This is a genomic window from Clostridium sp. LS, from assembly GCF_002760435.1.
Taxonomy (GTDB): domain Bacteria; phylum Bacillota; class Clostridia; order Clostridiales; family Clostridiaceae; genus Clostridium.
In genome coordinates, this window is sequence record NZ_AUUU01000051.1 from 91,217 (window position 1) to 115,909 (window position 24,693).

At 30.2% G+C, this 24,693-nt stretch carries 24 protein-coding genes; 2 read left to right on the plus strand and 22 right to left on the minus strand.

The window, feature by feature from the left end:
• Positions 1 to 29: 29 nt before the first annotated feature.
• The 22 genes from COL3_RS13690 to COL3_RS13795 form a co-directional block, all read right to left on the minus strand.
• Entirely contained in the window at positions 30 to 1,076 is a 1,047-nt protein-coding gene (locus tag COL3_RS13690; protein ID WP_008420910.1) for a mannose-1-phosphate guanylyltransferase, read from the minus strand.
• A gap of 449 nt (positions 1,077 to 1,525) precedes the next feature.
• Positions 1,526 to 2,179: a sugar transferase gene (locus COL3_RS13695; protein WP_008420913.1), complete on the minus strand. Its 654-nt coding sequence runs from the start codon at positions 2,177 to 2,179 to the stop codon at positions 1,526 to 1,528.
• 530 nt (positions 2,180 to 2,709) lie between these two features.
• On the minus strand, positions 2,710 to 2,928 hold the full coding sequence (locus COL3_RS13700) for a hypothetical protein (protein WP_008420915.1): 219 nt from the start codon (positions 2,926 to 2,928) through the stop codon (positions 2,710 to 2,712).
• Between the two features lie 193 nt (positions 2,929 to 3,121).
• Positions 3,122 to 4,174 carry a dTDP-glucose 4,6-dehydratase gene (gene rfbB / locus COL3_RS13705; RefSeq protein ID WP_035282913.1) on the minus strand — a complete coding sequence of 351 codons (1,053 nt, stop codon included), beginning with the start codon at positions 4,172 to 4,174 and terminating at the stop codon, positions 3,122 to 3,124.
• 16 nt (positions 4,175 to 4,190) lie between these two features.
• Complete coding sequence (rfbD, locus tag COL3_RS13710; protein ID WP_008420919.1) at positions 4,191 to 5,072, minus strand: dTDP-4-dehydrorhamnose reductase; 882 nt, start codon at positions 5,070 to 5,072, stop codon at positions 4,191 to 4,193.
• Positions 5,073 to 5,079: 7 nt separating this feature from the next.
• Complete coding sequence (gene rfbC / locus COL3_RS13715) at positions 5,080 to 5,670, minus strand: dTDP-4-dehydrorhamnose 3,5-epimerase (RefSeq protein WP_008420921.1); 591 nt, start codon at positions 5,668 to 5,670, stop codon at positions 5,080 to 5,082.
• 23 nt (positions 5,671 to 5,693) lie between these two features.
• On the minus strand, positions 5,694 to 6,590 hold the full coding sequence (rfbA, locus tag COL3_RS13720) for a glucose-1-phosphate thymidylyltransferase RfbA (RefSeq protein WP_008420923.1): 897 nt from the start codon (positions 6,588 to 6,590) through the stop codon (positions 5,694 to 5,696).
• A 359-nt stretch (positions 6,591 to 6,949) separates the two neighbouring features.
• Positions 6,950 to 8,125: a Coenzyme F420 hydrogenase/dehydrogenase, beta subunit C-terminal domain gene (locus tag COL3_RS13725; RefSeq protein WP_008420925.1), complete on the minus strand. Its 1,176-nt coding sequence runs from the start codon at positions 8,123 to 8,125 to the stop codon at positions 6,950 to 6,952.
• Positions 8,126 to 8,127: 2 nt separating this feature from the next.
• Positions 8,128 to 9,228 carry a polysaccharide pyruvyl transferase family protein gene (locus COL3_RS13730; protein WP_035282915.1) on the minus strand — a complete coding sequence of 367 codons (1,101 nt, stop codon included), beginning with the start codon at positions 9,226 to 9,228 and terminating at the stop codon, positions 8,128 to 8,130.
• Complete coding sequence (gene wzx, locus COL3_RS13735) at positions 9,225 to 10,652, minus strand: O-unit flippase-like protein (protein ID WP_008420930.1); 1,428 nt, start codon at positions 10,650 to 10,652, stop codon at positions 9,225 to 9,227. Before wzx ends, COL3_RS13730 begins: the two co-directional genes overlap by 4 nt.
• A 32-nt stretch (positions 10,653 to 10,684) precedes the next feature.
• Positions 10,685 to 12,010, minus strand: a complete 1,326-nt coding sequence (locus tag COL3_RS13740) for an O-antigen polymerase (protein ID WP_008420932.1) — start codon at positions 12,008 to 12,010, stop codon at positions 10,685 to 10,687.
• The gene (locus tag COL3_RS13745; protein ID WP_008420935.1) at positions 12,007 to 13,056 is read right to left on the minus strand and encodes a glycosyltransferase family 9 protein; all 1,050 of its coding nucleotides are present in this window, start codon (positions 13,054 to 13,056) and stop codon (positions 12,007 to 12,009) included. The genes COL3_RS13740 and COL3_RS13745 overlap by 4 nt, the downstream gene beginning before the upstream one ends.
• A 60-nt stretch (positions 13,057 to 13,116) precedes the next feature.
• On the minus strand, positions 13,117 to 13,632 hold the full coding sequence (locus tag COL3_RS13750) for an HAD family hydrolase (RefSeq protein ID WP_008420936.1): 516 nt from the start codon (positions 13,630 to 13,632) through the stop codon (positions 13,117 to 13,119).
• Between the two features lie 30 nt (positions 13,633 to 13,662).
• Entirely contained in the window at positions 13,663 to 14,628 is a 966-nt protein-coding gene (gene rfaD / locus COL3_RS13755; RefSeq protein ID WP_008420938.1) for an ADP-glyceromanno-heptose 6-epimerase, read from the minus strand.
• Positions 14,629 to 15,222, minus strand: a complete 594-nt coding sequence (locus COL3_RS13760; RefSeq protein WP_008420939.1) for an SIS domain-containing protein — start codon at positions 15,220 to 15,222, stop codon at positions 14,629 to 14,631.
• Between the two features lie 19 nt (positions 15,223 to 15,241).
• Positions 15,242 to 16,684, minus strand: a complete 1,443-nt coding sequence (gene rfaE2, locus COL3_RS13765) for a D-glycero-beta-D-manno-heptose 1-phosphate adenylyltransferase (protein ID WP_008420941.1) — start codon at positions 16,682 to 16,684, stop codon at positions 15,242 to 15,244.
• Positions 16,685 to 16,698: 14 nt separating this feature from the next.
• Complete coding sequence (locus tag COL3_RS13770) at positions 16,699 to 17,883, minus strand: ADP-heptose--LPS heptosyltransferase (RefSeq protein ID WP_008420943.1); 1,185 nt, start codon at positions 17,881 to 17,883, stop codon at positions 16,699 to 16,701.
• A gap of 101 nt (positions 17,884 to 17,984) precedes the next feature.
• The gene (locus tag COL3_RS13775; RefSeq protein ID WP_008420945.1) at positions 17,985 to 19,109 is read right to left on the minus strand and encodes a glycosyltransferase; all 1,125 of its coding nucleotides are present in this window, start codon (positions 19,107 to 19,109) and stop codon (positions 17,985 to 17,987) included.
• A 2-nt stretch (positions 19,110 to 19,111) separates the two neighbouring features.
• On the minus strand, positions 19,112 to 20,227 hold the full coding sequence (gene glf, locus COL3_RS13780; protein ID WP_008420946.1) for a UDP-galactopyranose mutase: 1,116 nt from the start codon (positions 20,225 to 20,227) through the stop codon (positions 19,112 to 19,114).
• 228 nt (positions 20,228 to 20,455) lie between these two features.
• Positions 20,456 to 20,980, minus strand: coding sequence for an antiterminator LoaP (loaP, locus tag COL3_RS13785; protein WP_008420948.1), 525 nt, complete (start codon positions 20,978 to 20,980; stop codon positions 20,456 to 20,458).
• A gap of 339 nt (positions 20,981 to 21,319) precedes the next feature.
• Entirely contained in the window at positions 21,320 to 22,105 is a 786-nt protein-coding gene (locus COL3_RS13790) for a PhzF family phenazine biosynthesis protein (protein ID WP_008420951.1), read from the minus strand.
• Between the two features lie 10 nt (positions 22,106 to 22,115).
• Positions 22,116 to 22,811 carry a DUF554 domain-containing protein gene (locus COL3_RS13795; protein WP_008420953.1) on the minus strand — a complete coding sequence of 232 codons (696 nt, stop codon included), beginning with the start codon at positions 22,809 to 22,811 and terminating at the stop codon, positions 22,116 to 22,118.
• Between the two features lie 340 nt (positions 22,812 to 23,151).
• On the opposite strand from COL3_RS13795, the gene rpsD reads away from it, so the two are divergent.
• Complete coding sequence (rpsD, locus tag COL3_RS13800; protein ID WP_008420955.1) at positions 23,152 to 23,748, plus strand: 30S ribosomal protein S4; 597 nt, start codon at positions 23,152 to 23,154, stop codon at positions 23,746 to 23,748.
• A gap of 92 nt (positions 23,749 to 23,840) precedes the next feature.
• Positions 23,841 to 24,548 (plus strand): hypothetical protein, encoded by a 708-nt coding sequence (locus COL3_RS13805; RefSeq protein ID WP_008420957.1) that lies wholly within the window; start codon positions 23,841 to 23,843, stop codon positions 24,546 to 24,548.
• The last annotated feature ends 145 nt before the right edge of the window (positions 24,549 to 24,693 follow it).

The following is a 24,693-nucleotide window of genomic DNA, read 5'->3' on the forward strand; positions in this document are numbered from 1 at the left end:
CTCTTTCTTTACTTAATTTATTTTTAATGTTAAATAATCTCTTTATAATCTTTGAGATTTACCACATAATCTTTATTTACAATAAAAATGTTTTTCTCAGTTTCAAGTATCATAGTATCTTTTAACCCTATCATTATTAGTTTTTTTTCATTGTTTATTACAATGTTAGATTTTGATTCTATGACTTTAACATTTTTATCAAAAATATTATTATTCACATCTTTTTTTCTGTATCTCTCTACAGCATTCCAGGTACCTACATCATCCCAGCCAATGTCACATGGAATAGTGTAAATATTACTATCCTTCTCTAATACTGCATAGTCTATTGAAATTTCTTGACATTTACAGTAATTGTCATTTATTAAATTTTGAAGTTTTTCTTCTTTTACAGTCTCTATTTCATGCAATTTTTCATATATATCTGAACTATACATTTTAATCTTATTTAGCATATTATCTATACTCCACAAGAACATACCAGCATTCCATAAATATCTGCCTTCACTTAAGTACTGTTCAGCATTTTCCTTACTGGGCTTTTCCACAAAGTGCTCTACATTTATAACATTATAGTTATCTATTGTTCTTACTATCTCATTACATTTTATATATCCAAAACCTGTTTCTGCTCTAGATGGAGTTATTCCAAGTACTAAGGTTGCTTTTTTATTCTCTATAATTAATTTATTTGAAGCTTGAAGAATACTTCTAAATTCATCTTCATCTCTAATCAAATGATCTGAAGCCAATACTACCATATTAGCATCACCAAAGTAACGTTTTATTACCAAAGCTGATAATGTTATACATGGTGCTGTATTTCTACCCTCCGGCTCTATTATGATATTTCTTGCAGGCAGTTCTGGTAACTGTGCCATAACCATGTCTACATACTTTTGAGCAGTACAAACGAATATTCTTTCTATAGGAATAATTGGTTTTATTCTATTTACAGTCATTTGAATCATACTATTATTACCAATTAAGTTTAAAAATTGTTTGGGTTTTTCTTCTGTTGATAAAGGCCAAAACCTAGTTCCTTTCCCCCCAGCCAGTATTAATGCACATAACATATTTTCACCACCATTTATTTTTTTAGAACTCTTCCAACTTCACATATTTTCGAATTAATATATAATTTATAATCTTTAAAGCCTTTGGAATTCTTAGAACTTCAAATATTATACTTTTCATTTACTTTACATAGTTACATACTTATGTATATTCTATTATTTTCATTTTAGAATTCGTTACATAAAAATCTTAAAATTTTATGTGACAAATAATATGATATACCTTTGAATAATCCCAACAATTTTAATCCCTCATTAATTCAATTAGAATTAATGTCATGCCCTTAAAAGCATGACATTAATAAATTTAATTATAAAAAATCCCTTTAGTAAAAGTTTTTGCCTTGCCTTAAAGTAAATTGATATAGTTTTCATTAATTCAATCTGGCTTACAGAACTATAATTTTGTTCTTATAAACAACACTATTATTTATAAATATATTATGAGTTTAACTTGCATGCTCATCACCAAATAATACAAAGAAAGTTCTTATTACTAACTTTATATCAAGTAATGTTCCTCTTTCTTTAACATATTTTAAATCAAGCTTCATCCAATCCTCGAATTGAATATCATTCCTTCCTGATACTTGCCAATAGCAAGTTAACCCTGGTTTTACTTTAAGTCTCTCCAACATCCATGGAGAAAACTTTTCTACTTCCTTTGGTAAAGACGGCCTTGGACCAACCAAACTCATATCACCTTTTAATACATTTATAAGTTGTGGTAGTTCATCTACACTTGTACGTCTTATAAATTTTCCTATCTTGGTTACTCTCGGATCGTTCTTTATTTTAAACATAGGACCATTCATCTCGTTCTGCTTCAATAATTTTTCCTTATATTTCTCTGCATCAACTATCATGGATCTAAATTTATACATTTTAAATTTTTCTCCATTTAATCCAACTCTCTCTTGAGAAAAAAATACTGGTCCTTTAGATTCGATTTTTATTGCAATAGCAACAATAACTAATATAGGCAGTAGCATTATCAATCCAAATATTGATGCAATTATATCTATTAATCTTTTTGTGAACTCATACAGCTTTTTCGGATTTTTATTTATAAATTCTCCTGTTTTAATATTTAATTCCTGCATTTATCTCCCCCACATTATATTGATAAGAATATCTTTGCATTTTGTGCATAGAAAAAATTCTGTCTAATAAATAATATTTAATGAAGAATTTATATTAATTAATACACATTGCAAAATAATATTCAATTATATACCGTTAACTTGTCTAAGATAAGTTTTTTGTATTTTTAAAATAGTTACTAGATTATCAATCCTTTATAATAAAATTAATAACAATAAAGTATATTTATATTTCAATGATTTTATGATACAAATTGTATAATTTTACCAATAAATCAACTCATAAAATCCTAATTTTTCTCCATAAAATCATATTTCAATATATTAAGAAATATCTTTCACTACTGACTAAAATCATTACTAAAGCAATTAAATTGAATCTACTATTTTTACAAAGTATCTAAATAAAGATGCTGGTAATCTTTATTTAGATACTTTCTTTTATATAATTAAAATAATAGTCCTGAACAATAATATTAAATTTCTTTAAAGTATAATTCCTACTTTCTTCTATTGCAATTTTTTCTTTTTCATTTCCTATCAATTAAAAGATACGATCCACCGACAGCTCCAATTACACCTAAAAATGCTCCACTAAATTGTAAATATTCGTATGCATTTGTTTTGTTTTTAAATAACCAAAATACTATATCCTTTAGAAAACCAACATGAATTACCAAAATAGGCATAATTAAAATAATAAGAGAAAATATAATCAGCATGGAGATTAATTTACTTTTTGATGGCATTATTGCTTCCCTCCTAAAACATTATAATTACATTATATGAAGATAATAATATTTGGTTCATATTTTAATCAATTAATGCCTATAAGCTTCATTAAAATTTAGTTAAATATTCATTATAATTTCGCTTATATACACGTAAGACAGGCTTCTAATAAATCGAAAGCCTGTCTGTCCATTGATCCTTAAGTCAATTTTACGCTTTATACATATCTTCATAATATTTTTGATAATTACCTGAAGTCACATTTTTCATCCATTCCTGATTATCTAAATACCATTTTATAGTTTTCTTAATTCCAATTTCAAAAGTAGTTTCTGGATACCAACCCAACTCTTTTCTTATCTTATCAGGTGCTATTCCATATCTTTTATCATGTCCTTTTCTATCTTCAACAAATTTAATTAATTTTTCAGTTACTTTCTGATCTAAGTTTTCATTTATATAAGCTATAACAGTTTTTACTATTTGAATATTAGTTCTTTCATTATGACCTCCAACATTATAAACTTCCCCTACTCTTCCATTATTAATTACCATATCGATTGCCTTTGCATGATCTTCTACATATAACCAATCTCTTATATTCATTCCATCTCCATATACAGGTAAATCTCTGTGTTTCAAGCAGTTATTGATTAAAAGTGGAATTAGTTTTTCTGGAAATTGAAATGGACCATAATTATTTGAACATCTTGTAATATTTATCGGTATTTTATACGTATCATAGTAAGCTTTAACCATTAAATCTGATGCAGCTTTGCTTGCTGAGTATGGACTATGTGGGGCTAGTGGAGTAGTTTCAGTAAAAAATCCCTCTAAACCTAAGGATCCATATACTTCATCTGTTGAAACATGAAGAAACTTGACATTATCTTTAAATGCATCTTTTAATTTCCAAGCATCCTTAGCACAATTAAGCATATTGACAGTTCCAACTACATTTGTTTGAGCAAATATCTCTGGCTCTTTTATGCTTCTATCAACATGTGATTCTGCTGCAAAATGAACAACATAATTTATATTATATTTTTCAAAAAGGCTTGATACTAATCCTTTGTTACAAATGTCTCCTTGAACAAATTCATATCTATCATCATTTTCAATTGATTTAAGGTTTTCTAGATTTCCGGCATAAGTCAATTTATCTAAGTTAATTATTTTTATATCTTTATATTTATTAAGCATATATAATATAAAATTTGATCCAATAAATCCTGCTCCACCTGTAACTAAATATAATTTCATCATCTTCACCCCTCACTTATTTATCTATCCTATATATGAACGACTTTATAGCATCCTGCCAATTCCTCATTTCATCACCAACAGTATTCCTAAGCATCATATTATCAAGAGATGAATATTCAGGCCGCCTTGTTGGACTTTCGTATTCATCTGATGAACAAGGTTTAACAATGCAATTTTCTCCAGAGAGCTCAATGATCTTTTTAGCGAATTCATACCAGCTGCATTCTCCTTTACCTGTACAATGATATAACCCATACTCTTCTGTCTCAATTAACTTTAGTATATGATATGCTAAGTCATTTGCATGAGTAGGATTTCCCCTTTGATCATTAACAACATTAATAACGTCCTTCTCTTTTCCGAGCCTTCTCATTGTATAAACAAAATTATGACCTGCATATCCATATAGCCAAGCTGTTCTTACTATAAAATACTTTGAGGAAAATTCTCTTACATAATTTTCCCCCAAAAGTTTAGTTTTACCATAAACACTATATGGTGCTGTTAAATCATACTCAGTTAATGGTCTATTTGCAACTCCGCTAAATACGTAATCAGTTGATACTTGTACTAATTTAGCAGCTATTTCCTCACAAGCAATTGCTAGATTTCTAGGTCCAATTGAATTTACTTTAAATGCAAAATCTTCATTACCTTCGCAACCATCAACATTAGTTGCTGCTGCACAATTTATCACTACTTCAGGTCTTAAGTTATTTAACAATTTTTTTACTTCATTTAAATTTGTTATATCAAGTTCATCCACATCAAGTGCTATAACCTCTGATCCTTTAATAACATCAGAAATTTCTCCTATTTCAGCTCTTCCGTTTTTAATAATACTTTGAAGTTCATTACCTAATTGACCTTTCGAACCAGTAATTAATATCTTCATATTTCTACTACACCTCTTTAGGACAATTATTATATTCTGGATATTGACTTAAATCTATTGCCTTTAAATTTGGATTATTTTTATCCTTTTCTGATAAAATTATATTTCCTATTCCCTCTATTGGCCATTCTATGTTAATAACTGGATCATTCCACATAATTCCGCACTCATATTCTGGTGAATAAAAATTTGTACACTTATAATTAAATATAGCTTCATCTGAAAGTACTAGAAATCCATGGGCAAAGCCCTCGGGAATATAAAATAATTTTTTATTTTCCTCACTTAAAATAACACCTTCCCATTTACCGTAAGTTTTTGAACCAATTCTAAGGTCAACAGCCACATCAAATACTTTACCTCTAGTTACCCTTACTAATTTTCCCTGGCTATTTTTTTTCTGGAAATGAAGTCCTCTTAAAACCCCTTTAGTTGATCTTGACTCATTATCTTGTACAAATGTCATATTAAGTCCAAATTCTGAAAACTGCTTCATGTTATGAGTTTCCATAAAGTAACCTCTACTATCACCAAAAATTCTAGGCTCTATTATATAGGCCCCATCCAATTTTGTAGCATTGAAATTAAAATTCCCCATAATTCACCTCTTAGTTAATATTATTAGACTTCGTGATTTAATTTCTGCAATTCAACTTCTTCTACTATATCTATTAAATACTTACCATACCCAGTTTTCATTAGTGGCTTCGCAAGTTTAATAACTTGTTCTGAAGTTATCCAGCCTTGTCTGTAAGTTATTTCTTCAAGGCATGCTATATAGGTTCCTTGTGTACTTTGTACAGCCTCTACAAAATTTGCTGCTTGCAGCATAGACGCATGAGTTCCCGTATCAAGCCATGCCATTCCTCTTCCTAATAATTGAACCTTTAAGGTTGCTTCATTCATATAACATTTGTTTAAGTCAGTTATTTCAAGTTCTCCTCTTGCAGATGGTTTTAACTCCTTAGCTTTTTTAACCACCGAATTATCATAAAAGTAGAGCCCTGGTACTGCATATTTTGACTTTGGATTTTCAGGCTTTTCTTCTAAGGAAATTACTTTTCCGGTATCATCAAATTCAACTACTCCAAAAGACTTTGGATTTTGAACATAATAACCAAATATATAAGCTCCATTTTCTAAACTTGCAGCTTTTCTCAGATGCTCAGAAAAGCTCTGACCATAAAAAATGTTATCTCCAAGCACCATTGCCACCTTATCCTTACCAATAAATTCTTCCCCTATTATGAAAGCTTCTGCAAGTCCATTAGGATTTTCCTGAATAGCATATTCAATATTCAACCCTAATTCTTGTCCATCTTTAAATAATTCTTTAAAATTTATTATATCTCTTGGAGTTGATATAATTAGAATATCTTTTATTCCCGCAAGTATTAAAACCGACATTGGATAATAAATCATTGGTTTATCATATATTGGCACCATTTGTTTTGACATTGCTTTAGTTACTGGGTATAGGCGCGTACCTGAACCGCCTGCTAGAATAATTCCTTTCATATTAACTATCATTCCTTTCCCTATGCTTAAGACACAAAATTTAATTAAATATATTGATCAACATGTGTCGAATACCTTACTAAGTTTACATAACAACTTGATATTTATATAAATATATGGATGTAACTATATCTTATATAATATGTATATTTTCTACTTTAGATTCATATTGGGGTATATGCCACTTTATAATTCATATAAAATTTAAAATATATAAAAGCAAGCTTTTTGAGAATGAAAAGCTTGCTTCCTAATTGATATTTTTAATCACAATTATAAGTATTATATTATCAAGTCATTATAATTGTCCCCTATTTTGACCGTATATTAAAATTTGGTATTCACCCAAATCTAAGTTTTTAAATTAGAGTTTTTATTTTTTTAAATAAACTATAAATTCCTAATAAAATAAATAATTTTTTCACTTTATATTTTGTCGGAAAATATGTTTCAACCTTATCCCAAATTTCTACATTGTGCTTTTGAAGAAATTCATCATGTCGTAATCCCATAGTCACAGAATTTTCAATAAACTCATTTTCTTGCACAATTTTTGAATAACTTAAAGGCCTTAACCCCAATAATCTTGTACTGACTATTTTCTCACCCTTTTCTGTAAAAGCTGCTATACAAGATGTTCCAAGTGATCCTTCACCTTCATGTTCAGCATACCAATCCCCTAATATAATATCACATGTTTCCGTAATACCTTTACAATCACAGTGTGAACAACTATTTCTTAACGACAAATTGTATACCAATGCAGCCTCAATATACTTAGAAGAAGGTAGATATGTTGGCAGGTAAATAATTTCACCAGATGCAAATTCATATCTGCAATTAGATTTCTTGTACCCATCTTTTGACTTATCTCTAAAATTCACAGCTATCAGTTTACTATTGTACTTATTCTCCAGCCAAACCTTATAGCTTTCCCACACCCCTGGCGCAGATATACCATGACAAATAACAGCTACATTAATAAGCCTTTCTCTCAAGGCACCATTACCTGAATTGCTTATATAATTATGCATTGCAGTGATTTGACAAGGAGTTCCGCTAAAAAGAACTTCTTTCCCTTCTTTTAATACGCTTAAGACCTTCTGATAGATATCGCCTAAATTACTCTGAACATACTTTGAACCTTGCATCTTTTGCAAATCTTCTTCTGAATTACTAATTGTATGTCTTGCCACAAGCGAATCATCCCACTCACACCCACAAACATAACCACCTTTGGATAATGTCTGCTTTGCCAATTCAAAAAATGCACCACCAGATGAACTTCTTTTTTTAGCAGCTGTATCATCTGAACAATAAAGCCATGCCGAAACATCTTCTGGTTTATTCTTTTTTATCCCATGATAATGAGGACATACCTTATTGCACTTTCCACAGTTAATACATTTTTCCTTATCTACTTGCGGAAATTCAAATCCATTCTTATCCTCTATCATTTTAATTGTATTTACCGGACAGGCAGCAGAGCAGGCTTTGCATCCACAACAATACAATTCAAATTCATAATCAATCATATTTATACCTCAATCGCTTTTTTTAAATATTCTATAGATGATTCTCTCAACCGTTGCATTTTTTCTTTTACTAAACTGAAATCTGTGTTTAGTAGCTTATCCACATTAACTTCTTGACATGTAACTAAATGATCTGCTAATCCTAACTGTGCTAGCAAAGATGCCATTCTTGGATCTGGAGTACCAGTATGTATTGAAACATATGGTTTACTATATATTGTAGAAAATGCAGTACCATGAAAAGAATTTGTGACCACAAACTCAGCATTCTTAATCATACTCAGAAATTCTAGTGGTCCAACGTCTAATTTTCGTTTAATTCCTTTAAACATAGCGCGTGGAGGTGGTACAATATTAATGACTGAAAGTTTCATTTCTTTGGAAATCTTCTTAGCTGCTTCAATAACCTCCGCATTGCAATTCCAAGAAAATAAAAGAATGTATTTTTCTTTCATTAAACGTTCCTTACAAATTTTATCATATTCTTCAGCATCAAGCAGCAATGTAGGGTCTAGAACCAATTCACAATCAATGCCCTTAGATTTTAGGTACGCAACTCCGCTTGTTTCTCTAACTGAAACCATATCAAACTGTTTTAACCACGGCATAAAAACATCTTCATGATTAGGTGCTTTTTTTACCCATTTTCCAAAAGATGCTGCATAAGAAACTCGTCTCTGTGACTTAGGGAAGTTTAAAAAGAATATGGGATTAGCTGCAGGTGCATCAGACTCGTCAAGATTCCATATTTGGTCGCTTCCACAAACTATACATTCATAATCTTCTGCATGCTTTGTTATTTCTTCTTCAGTTCTATATAATTTGCTGGTTATTAAACAATTTTGCGTATAACTATTAAATAGTTTCTGGCGCTTACTTAACTGTCTATAATATGGTATCCTTGAAACAATTTTAATTACTTCTTTCAATCTTTTTGGCTTTCTGCTAAACATCTCTCTGCTCGCAAGAAAACGTTCTGTTTCAAAATTTATTATCTCACAATCTAAACAGTATTTTCTAATAGTAGTCTCTAAAGCATAAGCCTGAAGACTAGCACCGTAATTAAATCCAGTATGATAAGTCAATATTCCTACTTTTGTCAATTGTATTTCCTCCCTTTCAAAAATCTTTTCATACTGATACATATTTCCTCTACACCAATATGTATCATCTCACTAAATGATAATTCCAACTCTTTATGTGCTTTGATTGGCCATGCCCAAATATTATATAATGCTTGACTTAAAATCTGAGCAATAATTAATCCATATATACCTGAGTTTAGTGGGCCAATAAAAATAAAGGAAAATACTACACATAAAATTGCTGAAACCATAAATGCTTTAACATATGGTATTCTATTGGTGCAAGAAAAATATGATGTGTAACAATTTCTAAATGTAAGCATAAATTGATATACACATAGTCCTAATAAAACTGGAACTGTTACTATTGTTTCTGGTTTAACTAACCGTAAAAGAGGTAAGCCAACAAAAACAGTACCTAAAACCCCAAAAATAAATATTCCTATAAATACAGTAACAATAATTGACATAAAACTTTTTAGCTTTTTCCTGTTGTTATTTATATATGCCTCTTGCAATCCTGGCTGATATGCAGTATATAATGTAGCTGCAATAGCTGCAATAGCAGAAGCTATTTGAACTCCAATTGAATAAACCCCTGTTTCTGAAAGAGATAAATACACAGAACAAATCAGTACACTTACTTGATTACAGAAATAATTGAATATTGAGATGGAACCATCCCGCCATGCATTATGCCAAACCACAAAAAATAAGTCTTTAACCTGTTGTTTATCATGTTTTTCATTTATTTGTTTTAATCTTTCACCAATTCCGTGATACTGGTAAAACCTGAATTTTCCTAAAACTCGAAACAATGTCCCATATACTAAATATGCTGCGCTAGCTCCTATAATACCCGCACCAGCTGCTAAGAATACTATTGTTACTATAATTTGTGCAGCACGAGCTATTACTGTATTCTTATTTGCTAAATCTATAGCACCTACACCTCTTAAAAATGAAGCATAATACCCATAATATAGATTTAAAAATGCAGCAATAGAATAAATAACCCAAGCGATTATATGTTTATAGCCAATAATCCCACGTGAAATATAGCATATATAGCTAGTTCCTATAGTAAGCAATAAAAGCAGTGCAAATAAGGATAAAATTAGATATATATACCGGCAAGTATATAAAACTCTTTTCATTACTTGAAAATTGGGTTCTCGTTCTTCTACAAACACAACGTTTTCTTTTCTTAATTCTTCTGCCCCGCTCCAACAATAAGTAATATTACGAGCAAAAGTAACTGCAAACCCAAAATCAAATAAAGTGGCAATAGCCCCTATGCTTGTAAATACATACCACAAACCTAACATATCTGCATCTAGATAATATATAATAAATGGTAACATTAAAATATTGGCAGTCATCGACATTATTGTTCCAATATAACTCCATATCAAGCCTCTTTTTGTAACAGTTATTTTCAAAATTCCAACTCCTCTTGTAAGCTACTTTTTATCTAATAAATTTTTATCCTTAATTTATGTATTACTACAAATCTAAAAGTAATATAAATTAGAATAAAAATTAATAAGTAGTTCGATGTCCAAATATTAAAGGAAAAATCATCGTATCCAGCAAAATATAATACATGAATAAGGAAAATATATATAATAACAAAAAAATGATTTTCCTTTATGCTAGCAGCATACTTGATCTTAAAATAATATATATAATTAAATATAAATGAAACCAAGCTGGTCATTAACAAAACGCCTTTTAGCCCAAAATCCCAATACCATCTTCCTAATAATGTAACTGTATTGCCATGCCATGAAAACGGTAAAAACGACATTATTTCTGTTCCCTTAGGAATAATGTCAAAAAATTTTAATATTGGAAATAGCCCTGGAAAAGATACTTCTCCCCAGCAAGAAGATGTATATTGATTCTTTACTATTATATTGAAATAATATACACCTGTGGACAAATAATTACTTGCAGCTTCATATATTGTTTCACTTTCTTTTCTTCCTACCATCCTACCCACAAGATAAAACAGTGGAATCATAATCAAAATTACTGTAACAGATGCTTTAGCATACTTCCTTTTTTCTTTTTTAACTTGACTCTTTCTTTTTTTATAAGTGTTACATATATAACTACATGTTAACCAAGCAACAAGAAAGAATAACGAACTCTGACGTCCGCCAGAAAATAGTAATCGAAATATAATATATTCAGCAAATGATACTAAATATATTCGTTTCTCTTTAAGATGCATCTTTTTGATACTATTGTTGTATATATATGCATATAAAATAACATAGTTTAATGCTAGTAATACTTTATTTATCTGTGATAAGATCATTCTTCCGCCGCCCAAACTGGACGCTTCTAAATTAACCATTTTTTTGTATCCTGCCATAATAGAGTTCCAGGAACTTCCTCCACCATAGCTTAGAATAATCGCTAAGCTCCATAATATACAAATTGCACCTAAAAAAATTGTGAAATACACAATCGATTTAGAAAGTTCTATAGGATGCCTTTCAATAATTGGTAGATAACCATTCTTACTATTTACTTTAAATAACTTTGCAGCAATCCTAATAATAAGTTCAATAGACAAAAAAGTAATAGATGAGTACATGAATACAAAAAATGTATTGATATCTAACAATGTCATTCCCCATTCTTTTGCTAATACCACAGAACATCCTACGCACAGAAAAAAAGAAGCAAAATAAATAAAACTTGGAGATGAAAAGTCAGAATTTGATAAAATACATGCTATAATAACAAAGATACCAAACATAAATAAAGCATAAGTTATTGATATCATAAATTTTCACCTAAATTATCTATAATTTTTTCATAAACTCTATTAACTGCAATTGTCTCCATACATTTTCTATTATCACATTCTATAGCGTAAGCTTTACCATAACAGGGTGCACATTCAGTCTTCCCCCAAATCACTTCCGAATAAGCTGAATATGGTTTCCATATGTTAGGGTCAGTCCCACCAAATAATGTAATAGTTCTCTTTTCCAATGCAGCTGCACAGTGCATCATTCCAGTATCTGCACCTACAACAATATCACTTTGATTTAAAATTGCTAAACTCTCTTTAATTGATGTTTTTCCTGCATAATTAATAACACCTGATATTGAAATTTTTTTGCTTATTTCTTCTAATTGCTGACTTTCTTTAATGCCCCCAATAAAGGCTACCTTTAAATTACTCAAACAAAGCTTTTCTGATAGAGATACCCAATTTAAAATTCCCCATTCTTTAATATTTTTCTTTATTTGAGCCCCACCTTTATTGTATATAGTAATGTTAGTTCCAAGACATATAGTTACTAACTTTTGTTCATTTTTTTCAATTTTTAGTATATCAGCAAACCTTTCTTTACAAAAAACATTTAAGTCTAGTTTAATTTTAGAATTAAATCTTTCTAATAATCTTTCATATTGTTGTACAATGTGCATATTTTCATCAACTTGTATAGGATAATCAATAAATCCTGTTTTACCGCCTATCTGCTTAATTACACTCTTACATCCAATAGCTTTGCATATTATACCCGGTAGTTTTCCAGCTTTAAAACTTGTTGTACAGCTAAAGCCATAATTGTATTTTTCTTTTCTCAACTCCAGTAAGACTTTTAAAGACTGCAAAGGCTTTTTTCTTGAATAAAACCAGCAAGTTTGAACATATTTTTGACATTCAATAATTTCAGATATAATCTTTGAGGAGCCTAAAGCATCACTCAAAATAAGATTAATCTTTGAATCTGGATAAATTTTTTTCAAAGCTTTTGCTAGTGATAATTCAATCACTGTATCTCCAATTCCAACTCCACCAAAAATCAGAAAATTCATTATTATCTACCTTTCCTATACAATTAAATTTTTATATTAATGTCCTATTTTTTATTATTCCTATAACAAATCTAATTGTTTTGCAATTCCTAGCATCTTATTATCTATGGCATTTTTAGGAACAATAAATCCGCGGCATCCACTTTTTTCACAAATTGCAAGATCTCTTTGCTTATCACCAATTGCTATGCTTTGATTCAAATCTACATCAAATTCTTTGACTGCTTGATTGAATAAGCCTAACTTCGGTTTACGACATTCACAATTTTTTCGGTATTTAGATATTAATGCATTTGGCAAATGAGGGCAATAATATATCTTTTCAATATATATGCCATTACCCTCAAGTTTCTTCTTCATCCAATCATTTAATTTAATAACATCCTCTTCATTACAATATCCCCTGGCAATACACGACTGATTTGTTATAATAAACAGCTTGTAACCTTTATCTTGAAATATTCTTAGTGCTTCAATTACTCCCGGAATAAACTCAAAATCTTCAATTTTATATAAATAATTTTTATCAACATTTATTGTTCCATCTCTATCTAGAAAAACCGCCTTACATACCATAATAATTTTTCCCCTGCTTACTACAGCTTTCTAATATATTTCGAAATTTTTATTTAGGTGATTCTGAACATAATCCAGAGCACCTTCTTCTAAATTCTTAAATTCGTCCACATATCCTACACTCCTGAGCTTTATCATCTCAGCTTTCGTATAATACTGATACTTCTCTTTCAAATGTTCAGGCATATCTATATAAGCAATGTTCGGTTCTAAATCTAAAGCACGGAATGTTGCTTCTGCAAGTTCTCTAAAACTCTGTGCTCTTCCAGTCCCTACGTTAAACAAACCACTAACATCTGGATTGTCCAAAAGCCATTTTATAACTGCACATGCATCCTTAATATATACAAAATCTCTAAGTTGTCCTCCATCTGCATAATTATGGTCACAAGACTTAAACAGTTTAACAAATCCGGTTTCTTTAATCTGCTTAAATCCGTGAAAAATCATACTAGCCATAGATCCTTTAAAGTACTCATTGGGTCCATATACATTAAAGAATTTAAGACCACAATGCTGTTTTGGAAATTCTGTCTGCTTTTTTACCCACAAATCAAACAACTGTTTTGAATAACCATACCCGTTTAAAGGCATCAAATTATCAATGTTTATATTATCATCAAATCCTTGACTTCCATCACCATAGGTTGCTGCAGAACTAGCATATATAAAACTAATCTGCTTTTCTCTACAATAATTCCATAAAGTCTTAGTGTATTCAAAGTTATTGTTCCATAAATAATCAAAATCTCTTTCTGTAGTAGCCGAGCAAGCTCCCATATGAATAATAGCAGTAATTCCCTCGTATGATGATAACTTATCTAGGAACTTATTCTTATGCACATATTCAATATATTTTTTATTTCTCATATTCATCCACTTTTCTGTAGTCGTAATATTATCAACTATTATAATATCTTCAATTCCTGCATCATTTAATGTTCTAACAACACAACTTCCAATAAAGCCTGCCCCACCAGTTACTATAATACTCATTTAATTCTCCTCCACCTTATTATCTATTAAGATTTTTTCTACTATTTCACATATAATATGCACTATCATTATATGGCTCTCCTGAATTCTTGCTGTAACTTTACTTGGTACCACTATAGAATAATCCGCTAACTTACAAATTTCCCCTCCAGTACCTCCAAGCATACCAACTGTAAAGCCACCTATTTCTTTTGCTTTCAGCATAGCCTGGCATACATTCTTACTATTACCACTAGTACTAAAACCAATAAGTATGTCTTTATTTGTCATTAGTCCTTCAGTTTGCCGTGAGAATACCTCTTCATATCCATAGTCATTAGCAATTGCTGTCATTGTCGCTACATCTGCATTAAGAACTATTGCAGGCCAAGCCCTACGCTCTTGTTGAAATCTTCCAACAATTTCTCCTGCAAAGTGCAATGAATCACTTGCAGAGCCACCATTTCCACAGATAAGAAGTTTGCCACCATTAGAAATTGTTTTAGCAATCTTCTTCGAAATTTTCCCTATCTTATCTAGCATATCTGAATTACTTACAATTGCCTGCTTGGCAATTATACTCTCGTTAATACGCTCTTTAATCAATTTTTCCATTAAATTGCCTCCTGTATCACTACAAATTATGTTTTATTTTGTTAATTACATTCGTTGTCGACTTCCCATCAACAAATTTAATAAGTTCTACTCGTCCACCATTTCCTTGTACAATATCTTTTCCAACAACTTCATCTAACTTATAATCAGCTCCTTTTACAAGAACATCTGGCTGCACAGCTTTTATAAGTTCATATGGTGTATCATTATCAAAAATAACAACATGATCAACAAAAGATAATGCCGCCAACAACTCAACTCGATCATTTTCATTATTAATAGGTCGTTCCTCACCTTTTAGTTTTTTCACAGAAGCATCACTATTTACACCAACAACGAGTATATCCCCCATCGTTGCGGCTTTTTCCAAATATCTTATATGGCCGATATGCAAAATATCAAAACAACCATTTGTAAATACAATTTTCTTATCAGGATTGCGTTTTTTGATTAAATATGCGTCTTGAAAAGCTGTTTGTTTATGCATGCTTTCATGTTTATCAGCATGTTCTATTATATATCTCTCAACTTCGCTCAAAAGTACAGATGAAGTTCCAACTTTAGATACTTGAATTCCTGCTGCTATATTAGCCATAAATATAGACTTGTCTATATCCAAACCATTTGCTATACATGTACCAAGATAAGCAATAACTGTATCTCCTGCACCAGTAACATCATATACTTCTACTGGAGTACTATTGACTTTACTATATTCTCCCAGCGTGTTTACTAATATCATTCCTTGATCTCCGCATGTTGTTAGAACATATTGGACACTACATCTATCACAGAGCATTTTAGAAGCTTCAACAATTTCAGGAAGAGTCTTGGCTGGCATACCAGTCAAATCTCCCACTTCTTTAAGATTTGGTTTTAAAAGAAATGCTCCATTATATTTTTCAATTCTTGGATCTTTAACATCTACAATAACTTTAATATTATTCTTCTTTGCTAATTTGATCACATTCTGTGTAAAAGAGTATGTAAGTAAACCCTTCATGTAATCAGATAAAATAATTAAATCATACTCAAATATTTTAATTTTTAATTTTTCAATTAACTCAATTTCTTCATTCTTAGAAATATCATTGGTGTTTTCTATATCAAACCTTAATAGCTGCTGATGATTTGAAGTCAAAAATCTAGTTTTCACAGTTGTATTTCTTGACTCAGATAAAAGTATTAAACTAGAATCTATTTTATTTTCTTCTAACATTTTTAGGAATGCTTTTCCATATGAGTCCACACCAATAATTGTCATTATAGAAGCAGATTGACCCGCAGCTATTAAATTACCTGCTACATTCGCTGCTCCTCCAAGAGTACTACGTTCCCCGCATTTCAAAAATACTGGAACAGGTGCCTCAGGTGAAATACGTTTTACATCTCCTTTATAATATGTATCAAGCATTACATCACCTATTACTAAAATATTTTTCTTTTTCAATTCTGTATACATTTTGACCTCCTCATTTATATATACTTCATTACCCTATTCCAAACTTGATCAACAGTAATATGCTCTATACACATAATTGATTTTCCTAACTTAATTTTGTTAATACACTCTATATTACCAAATCCATATTTATCACTGCGTCTACGACACCCAAAACACTCCTTAGGTTCACAAATTACGCAATCTGGAATATATTGTCCCTCGAATATTTCATCTAATTGATATGGGTAGATCAAATTGTAATCCATCCCTCCAAGAATACAAATAGATGGCGTATTTGTTGCTGCCGCAATGTGTATTGAGGCACTATCACACCCAACAAGAAGCTTTGCATTGAGTATCAACTCAATCCACTCTTTAAATCCCGTCTTACAAAGTAAATTAATTACTTTTTTACGATTAATAACATTACTCATTAACGATTCAAGTTTATCATTTGCAACATTTGTTCCACATAAATAAATAAAATATCCCTTATCAACCAATTTATTTATAATATTTGCATAATTAGATAATTCCCATTCTTTTTCATATCTTGAAGAAACAGGTGCTATGACGCAGTAAGGTTCCTTTGTATTTATAGTTTTTTCATTTGTTTTAATAGAAATCTGCGGCATATGAGCCAAGATATGTTCTTCACTGAAGTAATTAATTACTTCAGTCATTGCTTTAATAATTGTGCAATTCTCAGAAACCTGTATTCTATTATTATATGCTAATGAATAAATTACACTTTTTAAAATACTTTGGATTTTAATTGGATAATCTAACGTATATTTATGCGTCCCCTTAATATTCATCGAAACAATGGCTGCTGAAATAGACTTTTGTGGTGCAATGACATAATCATATTTTTTTAAAAGAATTAATTTATTTGATTCGTTAAAGTATTTATAATCACTACAATACCTGCTTAAATCTAGCTCAACTATATCAGCATTAATTTCTATCCCACATGCGTATATAAATTTAATAACTACTGGCTTAAATATAAATGTTACTTTATATCCTTTATTTGCTGGAAAAACTTCAATGTATCTCTTCATTGAATCTAAAAAACATACTACATCTCCAATAATTCCTGAAAACACAACTATAACTTCTTTATTAATATTATTGGTTTTTGAGAAAAAGAATCTATTATAAAACCCTTTAAACAAGCTAATCAAAATGATTAAGATTTTATTTACTGTATTCATAATCAGCACCAGCTCCTTAACTAATTTTTTAAAGACAAAGCACTAATAATTACAAGTAATCTTATCTGCTACTCTAAAATAGTATGAATAAGACAAATTAATTAAGTTAACAATTTCAAATTTTCAACAAGTCCAATATAGTAATTTTCAAGTCCTTTTGCAGCAACTTTAATATTATATCCGGCATCGGTCATTTCTTGATATGTGTTTTCACGAGGATATTGTTTAGAGTCTATAGCAGTTTCAGCCCATTTCTTTGCTCCAACATCTAATGGAAGCCTAAAAGTAGTAGGAAGTATACGGGCTTCATCAGTAACTGTGTTTGAATATATAAAAGGCAGCCCAGCCGACTGTGCTTCAATACCAGTTCCCGGTACTCCTTCATATAATGACGGTAAAATAAACACATCCATCGCCTGATATAAATTCGATGCATCACTTCTACGCCCTAAAAATAATACATGCTCTGTCAATCCAAGTTTGTTTACTTTTTTAAGTACATCATCCATAAGTTCACCATCACCTGCTAACAATAATACTGCATTTGAATCCATACTATGTATTTCTTTAAATACATCAATAAGAAACATGTGATTTTTTTGAGGAACAAACCTACCTAAATGGCCAACAACGAATTTTCCTACAACTCCAAGTTCCTTGCGTATTTTATTGCGTCTTTCTTCATTATAGATAAACTGTTCAATATCTCTTGCTACAGGCAAATAATACATATCATATTTTTCAAAGCACCCCTTTCCAAAAAGCCACTCTCCACCAAAATGCGAACTTGCGGCTAAATGAGTTGGATACATCATAGAAAATGGCCTTAGCGAATATTTAATTATATTTTTTAGGTACTCACCTTTTCCTGCCGTCGTATGACAATGTGCAATTCTAATTGGCACTTGTGCCGATTTTGCTGCCCAAAGCGGAAAAACACATAAAGTGCTTGTATGAGCATGAACAATCTTATATTCATTATCTCTAAACAACTTTACTAAAGCTTTATGATATCTTATCGGTTTTTGATAAGGTGGTACAATTATTACCCTCCCACCCATAGATTCAATTTCTTCCGTTGGAGTTGCTCCAGAATCTTCATCAATAATGAAATCAAATTGAATTTTAGATTTATCTATGCTACGATAGCAATTTAAAACTAATGTCTCCACACCATAGTTAATCCATTTTCCAATAACAACTCCTACTCGAATCGGCTTATTCATTACTATTTCTCCTCCAATTCTTTTCTTACACAGTTTAAGGCTTCTACAACTACATTGTGCATATCAAAATATTTGAACATACCAAGCCGCCCGCCAAATATAACTTTGCTCTCTCTCTTGGCAAGCCCTTTATATTGATAATAAAGTGCGTTATTCTTGTCATCATTTACTGGATAATATGGTTCATCACCACATTTCCAAGTAATAGGATATTCCCTCGTAATAACAGTCTTCTTATTCGGCTTACCTTTTTGACACATAAACTCAAAATGCTTATGTTCAATAATTCGAGTATAAGGCACCTCATATTCAGTGTAATTAACTACAGCATTTCCTTGATAATTCTCACAGTCTATAATCTCAGTTTCAAATCTCAATGATCTATACTCCAATTCTCCAAAACAATAATTATAGAATTCATCTATCATACCAGTAAAAACTACCTTATTAGCTAAATTCATAAGCTTTTCCCGACATGAAAAGAAATCAGTATTTAGTTTAACTTCTATGCCATCAAGCATTTTCTCAATAATTTTTGTATATCCTCCAATAGGAATGCCTTGGTAAATATCATTAAAATAATTATTATCGTAAACAAATCTAACAGGAAGACGATTGATAATGAAGCTTGGAAGTTCAGTTGCTCTACGTCCCCATTGTTTTTCTGTGTAGCCTTTTACTAGCTTTTCATAGATGTCGTTACCTACTAAAGATATAGCTTGTTCTTCAAGATTCTGTGGTTCTCCCTTTATTGAAGACCTCTGTCTATCAATTATTTCTTTCGCTTCTTCTGGTTTCATTACCCCCCACATTTTATAAAAAGTATTCATATTAAAAGGCATGTTGTAAAGCTCTTCCTTATAACGGGCAATTGGACTATTAGTATATGTGTTAAATTCTACGAACTTTTGCATATAGTCCCATACTTCTTTGTTACTTGTATGGAAGATATGAGCACCGTATTTGTGAACTTGAATCCCTTCAACTTCTTCAGTATATATATTTCCACCAATGTGAGATCTTTTTTCAATAACTAAGATACTTTTACCAGCCATTTTCGCTTCATGTGCAAATATAGAACCAAATAATCCTGAACCAACTATTAGATAATCATACATGACGTAATCCTCCCTTACAAATTTCTACCTCAAATCCTTTCCTAACTTTTAAATAAATCACCTCTGCAGCCTTCATATATTCTCATCTCCCGCCAAATTAATACACCTAAGTACTTTCTTACCATTTAAAGCATAGCTTCGCCCATTCACATAACACAAGTTATGCTACAAAACAATCCGCTATGACATCTTAATCTTTCCATGAGGCCGAAACACCCAAAGTCCGATTTAGATTTTGTCCACTAATTCAATGCCAAGTTCAACTATTCTTTCTTCATTCATAAAGCTAAGATTTACCTTTGCTCTGCCTTTTCTAAAATCTAATTTTCTTATTTGACCTTCCATTCCTGATAAAGGACCTGCAACTATTCTTATTTCATCATTTTCTTTATATAATTTAGAAATTCCTATATTACTTTCCTCATTGCCTAAAAGCTTCTTTAAAGTTATTAATTCTTTTTCATCTACAGCTAAGACTTCGTTATCATCTCTTAGTAATTTGATTATCCCGGGAATTTTTTTTAATTTATAATATACTTCTATATTCATACTAGCTTTCATCAAAATATAACCCGGGAATAATTTTCTTCTTATAACTCTCCATTTTCCACTTTTTCTTTCTTTAAGTTCTCTTGTGGGAACAATGAATCGATGCCCATCTCCCATTTCCTTTTCAAGTATTTCTTTAATTTTTTCCTCTTGATTGGTATTTACAAATAGTGCATACCAAGCATCATTTTTTTGAAAATACAATTATATCCACCTCTTTATCCTTTGAAATACATCAATTGTCTATTTAATATCATTGGATAATATTTCAAACAATTGGATTAATAATGGTTATTTTTATTTTTTACTCACTTAAATTTCTTTGTATACAATAATAAAATATAAAATTATTTATATTCACTTAATACAATCACCTGTTATTAATCATATTGCGCTATTTGTAATTTTATTCCATATAATAATCATGTAAATTCAGAATTTCATTATGTAAACATTATCATTGTTGCTATACCAAGAAAAAAATTTAGACATGAAAATAGAGTAAGTATTTACTCAAATATACTGTAAATACTTACTCTATTTTTAATTTGTTATATATATATCACCTTTAAAAAACAACCTAGCCTTCCCAGATATCTTAACCTTATCTCCAGCATTTTCGCAATTTAAAACTCCACCTCTTGTAGATAATTGATGCGCAATCATTTTGTTCTTTCCAAGAACCTTAGACCAATATGGAACTAAGGTGCAGTGAGCTGAACCTGTTACTGGATCTTCTGGTATTCCGCATGAAGGAGCAAAATACCTTGAAACGAAATCTGAACTTTCTCCTTTAGCAGTGACTATAATTCCAAAGGCATCAATTAATTTCAATTCCTCTAAATCGGGCTTTAAATCTCGTATATCCTTCTCATTATCGTACACTACCATAATATCTCTTGAAATATAAACTTCTTTTGGTTCTTTTCCTAATCCTTTTATTAATTGATGTGTTATCTCAGTTTTAGTACCTTCCCTCTTTGGGAATTCCATGATCATATTTTCTCCATCTTTTTCTACAGTCAAAATTCCGCTCTTTGTTTGAAATTTCACTGTATTCTTAGGATAATTTAGAATTTCAAATATCACATAAGCAGTAGCAAGGGTTCCATGTCCACATAAATCTATTTCCTCTTCTGGCGTAAACCACCTTAATTCACATAGATCATTTTTAATTACGCAAAAAGCAGTTTCTGATAAATTATTTTCATTTGCAATATCTTGCATTAATTTTTCATCTATCCACTCTTCTAATACACATATAGCTGCGGGATTTCCTTTAAAAATCTCTTCAGTAAATGCATCCACCTGATACATTGGAATTATCATATATTTCACCTCATTTAATTAATCCATATATAATAGGTATAAATATAGCAGGAAGTAAATTTGCCACTTTAATCTTAGTTACTCCAAGCATATTAAATCCTAATCCTACAATTAAAAGACTTCCGACTGCTGACATATTGCTTATTATTGCTTCCGTTAATATTGTTGAAAGGCATCCAGCTAAAAGAGTGATACTCCCTTGATAAATTAAAATTGCAACAGAAGATAACATTACACCTACTCCAAGAGATGAGGCAAATATTATTGATGACACTCCATCTAGAATAGATTTTGCAAAAAGAGTTGTATGCTCACCTCTAAGTCCGCTCTCAAGGGACCCTACTACAGCCATTGCTCCAACGCAAAATAATAAACTTGAAGTTACAAAACCTTCTGATATAGATATTTTTTCATTTGAAGTATGATTTTTTTTACCATTTATTTTCTTTTCTATCATATCTCCTAAATCATTTAATTTTTTATCAAAATCAATTATCTCTCCAACTAATGCGCCTATTGCTATACAAATTATAATTTGAAGTGTGTCTTGACCCTTTAGTACTCCTGATATACCTATATATAATACGCATAGTGCTAATCCATGCATTATAGTTGAACTAATTTTTTCAGTAAGTTTTCCTTTTACAATTAATCCTACTAAACAACCGCCTATTATAGCTAACGAATTAACTATTGTCCCTAGCATCTTTCATCCCCCAGTTTCTATTTATTTTATTCTGATTAATTATAACACATAAAATTTATTATCTCTAATTTTCAATTGATTAAATTATTAATTTATGTAATACCTTTTTTATTTACCATAATATACAACGTGTCAAATCATTCATCTTGAGCAAACTAATTGTGAAATCAGTAACAAAAATCCCTTAAAATTATATCTTACTATATGTGACTATAATTGTAGTGCTGATTTTATTTACATATTTTTATATATGCTATATCTATTATCAGACTAAATTAGGTCAGAAATGTATAACTTCCAATCTTAATCATGCTTCACTTGATAGGAGATGATATTTGTAATGGCAAGAATGAGAGAACCTAGATTTAAATTATGTAGAAGATTAGGACTAAATGTTAGTGGACATCCTAAAGCTATGAAAAGAGCCAATAATGGCAGTGCTAGAAATGCTAAAAAATTATCAGCTTATGGTACTCAATTATTAGAAAAGCAGCGTCTTAGAGCCTATTATGGAGTAATGGAAAAACAATTTGCATCATATGTCAAGAAAGCATTAAAAGATAAAGAGCCAACTGGTTATTCTTTAATAAAAAGATTAGAATGTAGACTTGATAATTTAGTTTATAGATTAGGCTTTGCAACTTCAATAGCTCAAGCACGTCAAATGGTAGTACATGGACATTTTTTGGTTAATGATAAAAAGGTAAACATTCCTTCTTTTGATGTAAATATCGGGGATACTATTGCTCTAAAAGAAAAATCTCAACACAATGAGTTGTTTAGAGATACTTTTTTATCGAATATTCTTAATGTGTATCCTTACTTGAGTAAGAATGAAAATGACTTTTCCGGCACTCTATTAAGATATCCATTAAGAGAAGAAGTTCCAATTGAGATTAATGATTCACTAATAGTAGAATTTTATTCCAAACTTTAATTTAAAAACATTAAATAATAAAAGATAATAAATTAATTATAGTAATTTTAAAAATTAAATTATATGTAATTATTGAGAGGAGGAATATATCATTGGAAGCTAATATAAAACAAAATACTCTTAAAAAAAATCCCTATAACAATTTTTCTTTTTGGGAAAATAAAATTTTAAATGATGAAAATATATGGGAAGGATATTTTGAAAATAAGGAAATAACTAAGACTTCGAAAATCATTTATACTGGAATTTTTGATTTGGATAAAAATATATTACAATGCGGCTGGGCAGTTTATCCTTGTGGTTACAGCCTCTTAGGATTCTTGCAATATGTATTTTTACCAACATCTTTCTTTACCTGGTTCGACCGTAAATCTAAAGATTTTTATATTCCAGTAACAGAATTTAATAATGTAGTCAGTGAAACCTTAAAATATAATGATTCAAATGAAGATTTAAACTCCGTAAATTCAATAAAAAAATCTTATGATTTCATAAGCAGCCTCTGGGATTCTAATTATGATTCATTAGATTTACAATTAAAAGTTTTTAGTGATTCATTTAATAATAATTGGGATAATGAACCTATCCAAAAATTATTCCTTAAAGTATTTGAAAATCCATGTGAAGTATATGACTTTATTAAGGATTCTATTGCTTGGGACTCCAAGGAATTTATAGAAGAAGATATTTCCATGACTTTAGACGCTCTTAAATTTGCTTGTGAAAATGCCGTTGATGAACCTTTATTAAGCAAAAGGCTTATTGATATATTAAATACAAATGCACCAATCCTTTTCTAGTAAATATACTTTTTTTCTCTTTAAAAAAATATATTAAAATCCTATAAGGTTTATATATTGATAAAAACATACCTTAAAATAAATTCACTTCAAATTTTAATAAAAAACTCTTATACTAAATGCTCATAATTAGTATAAGAGTTTT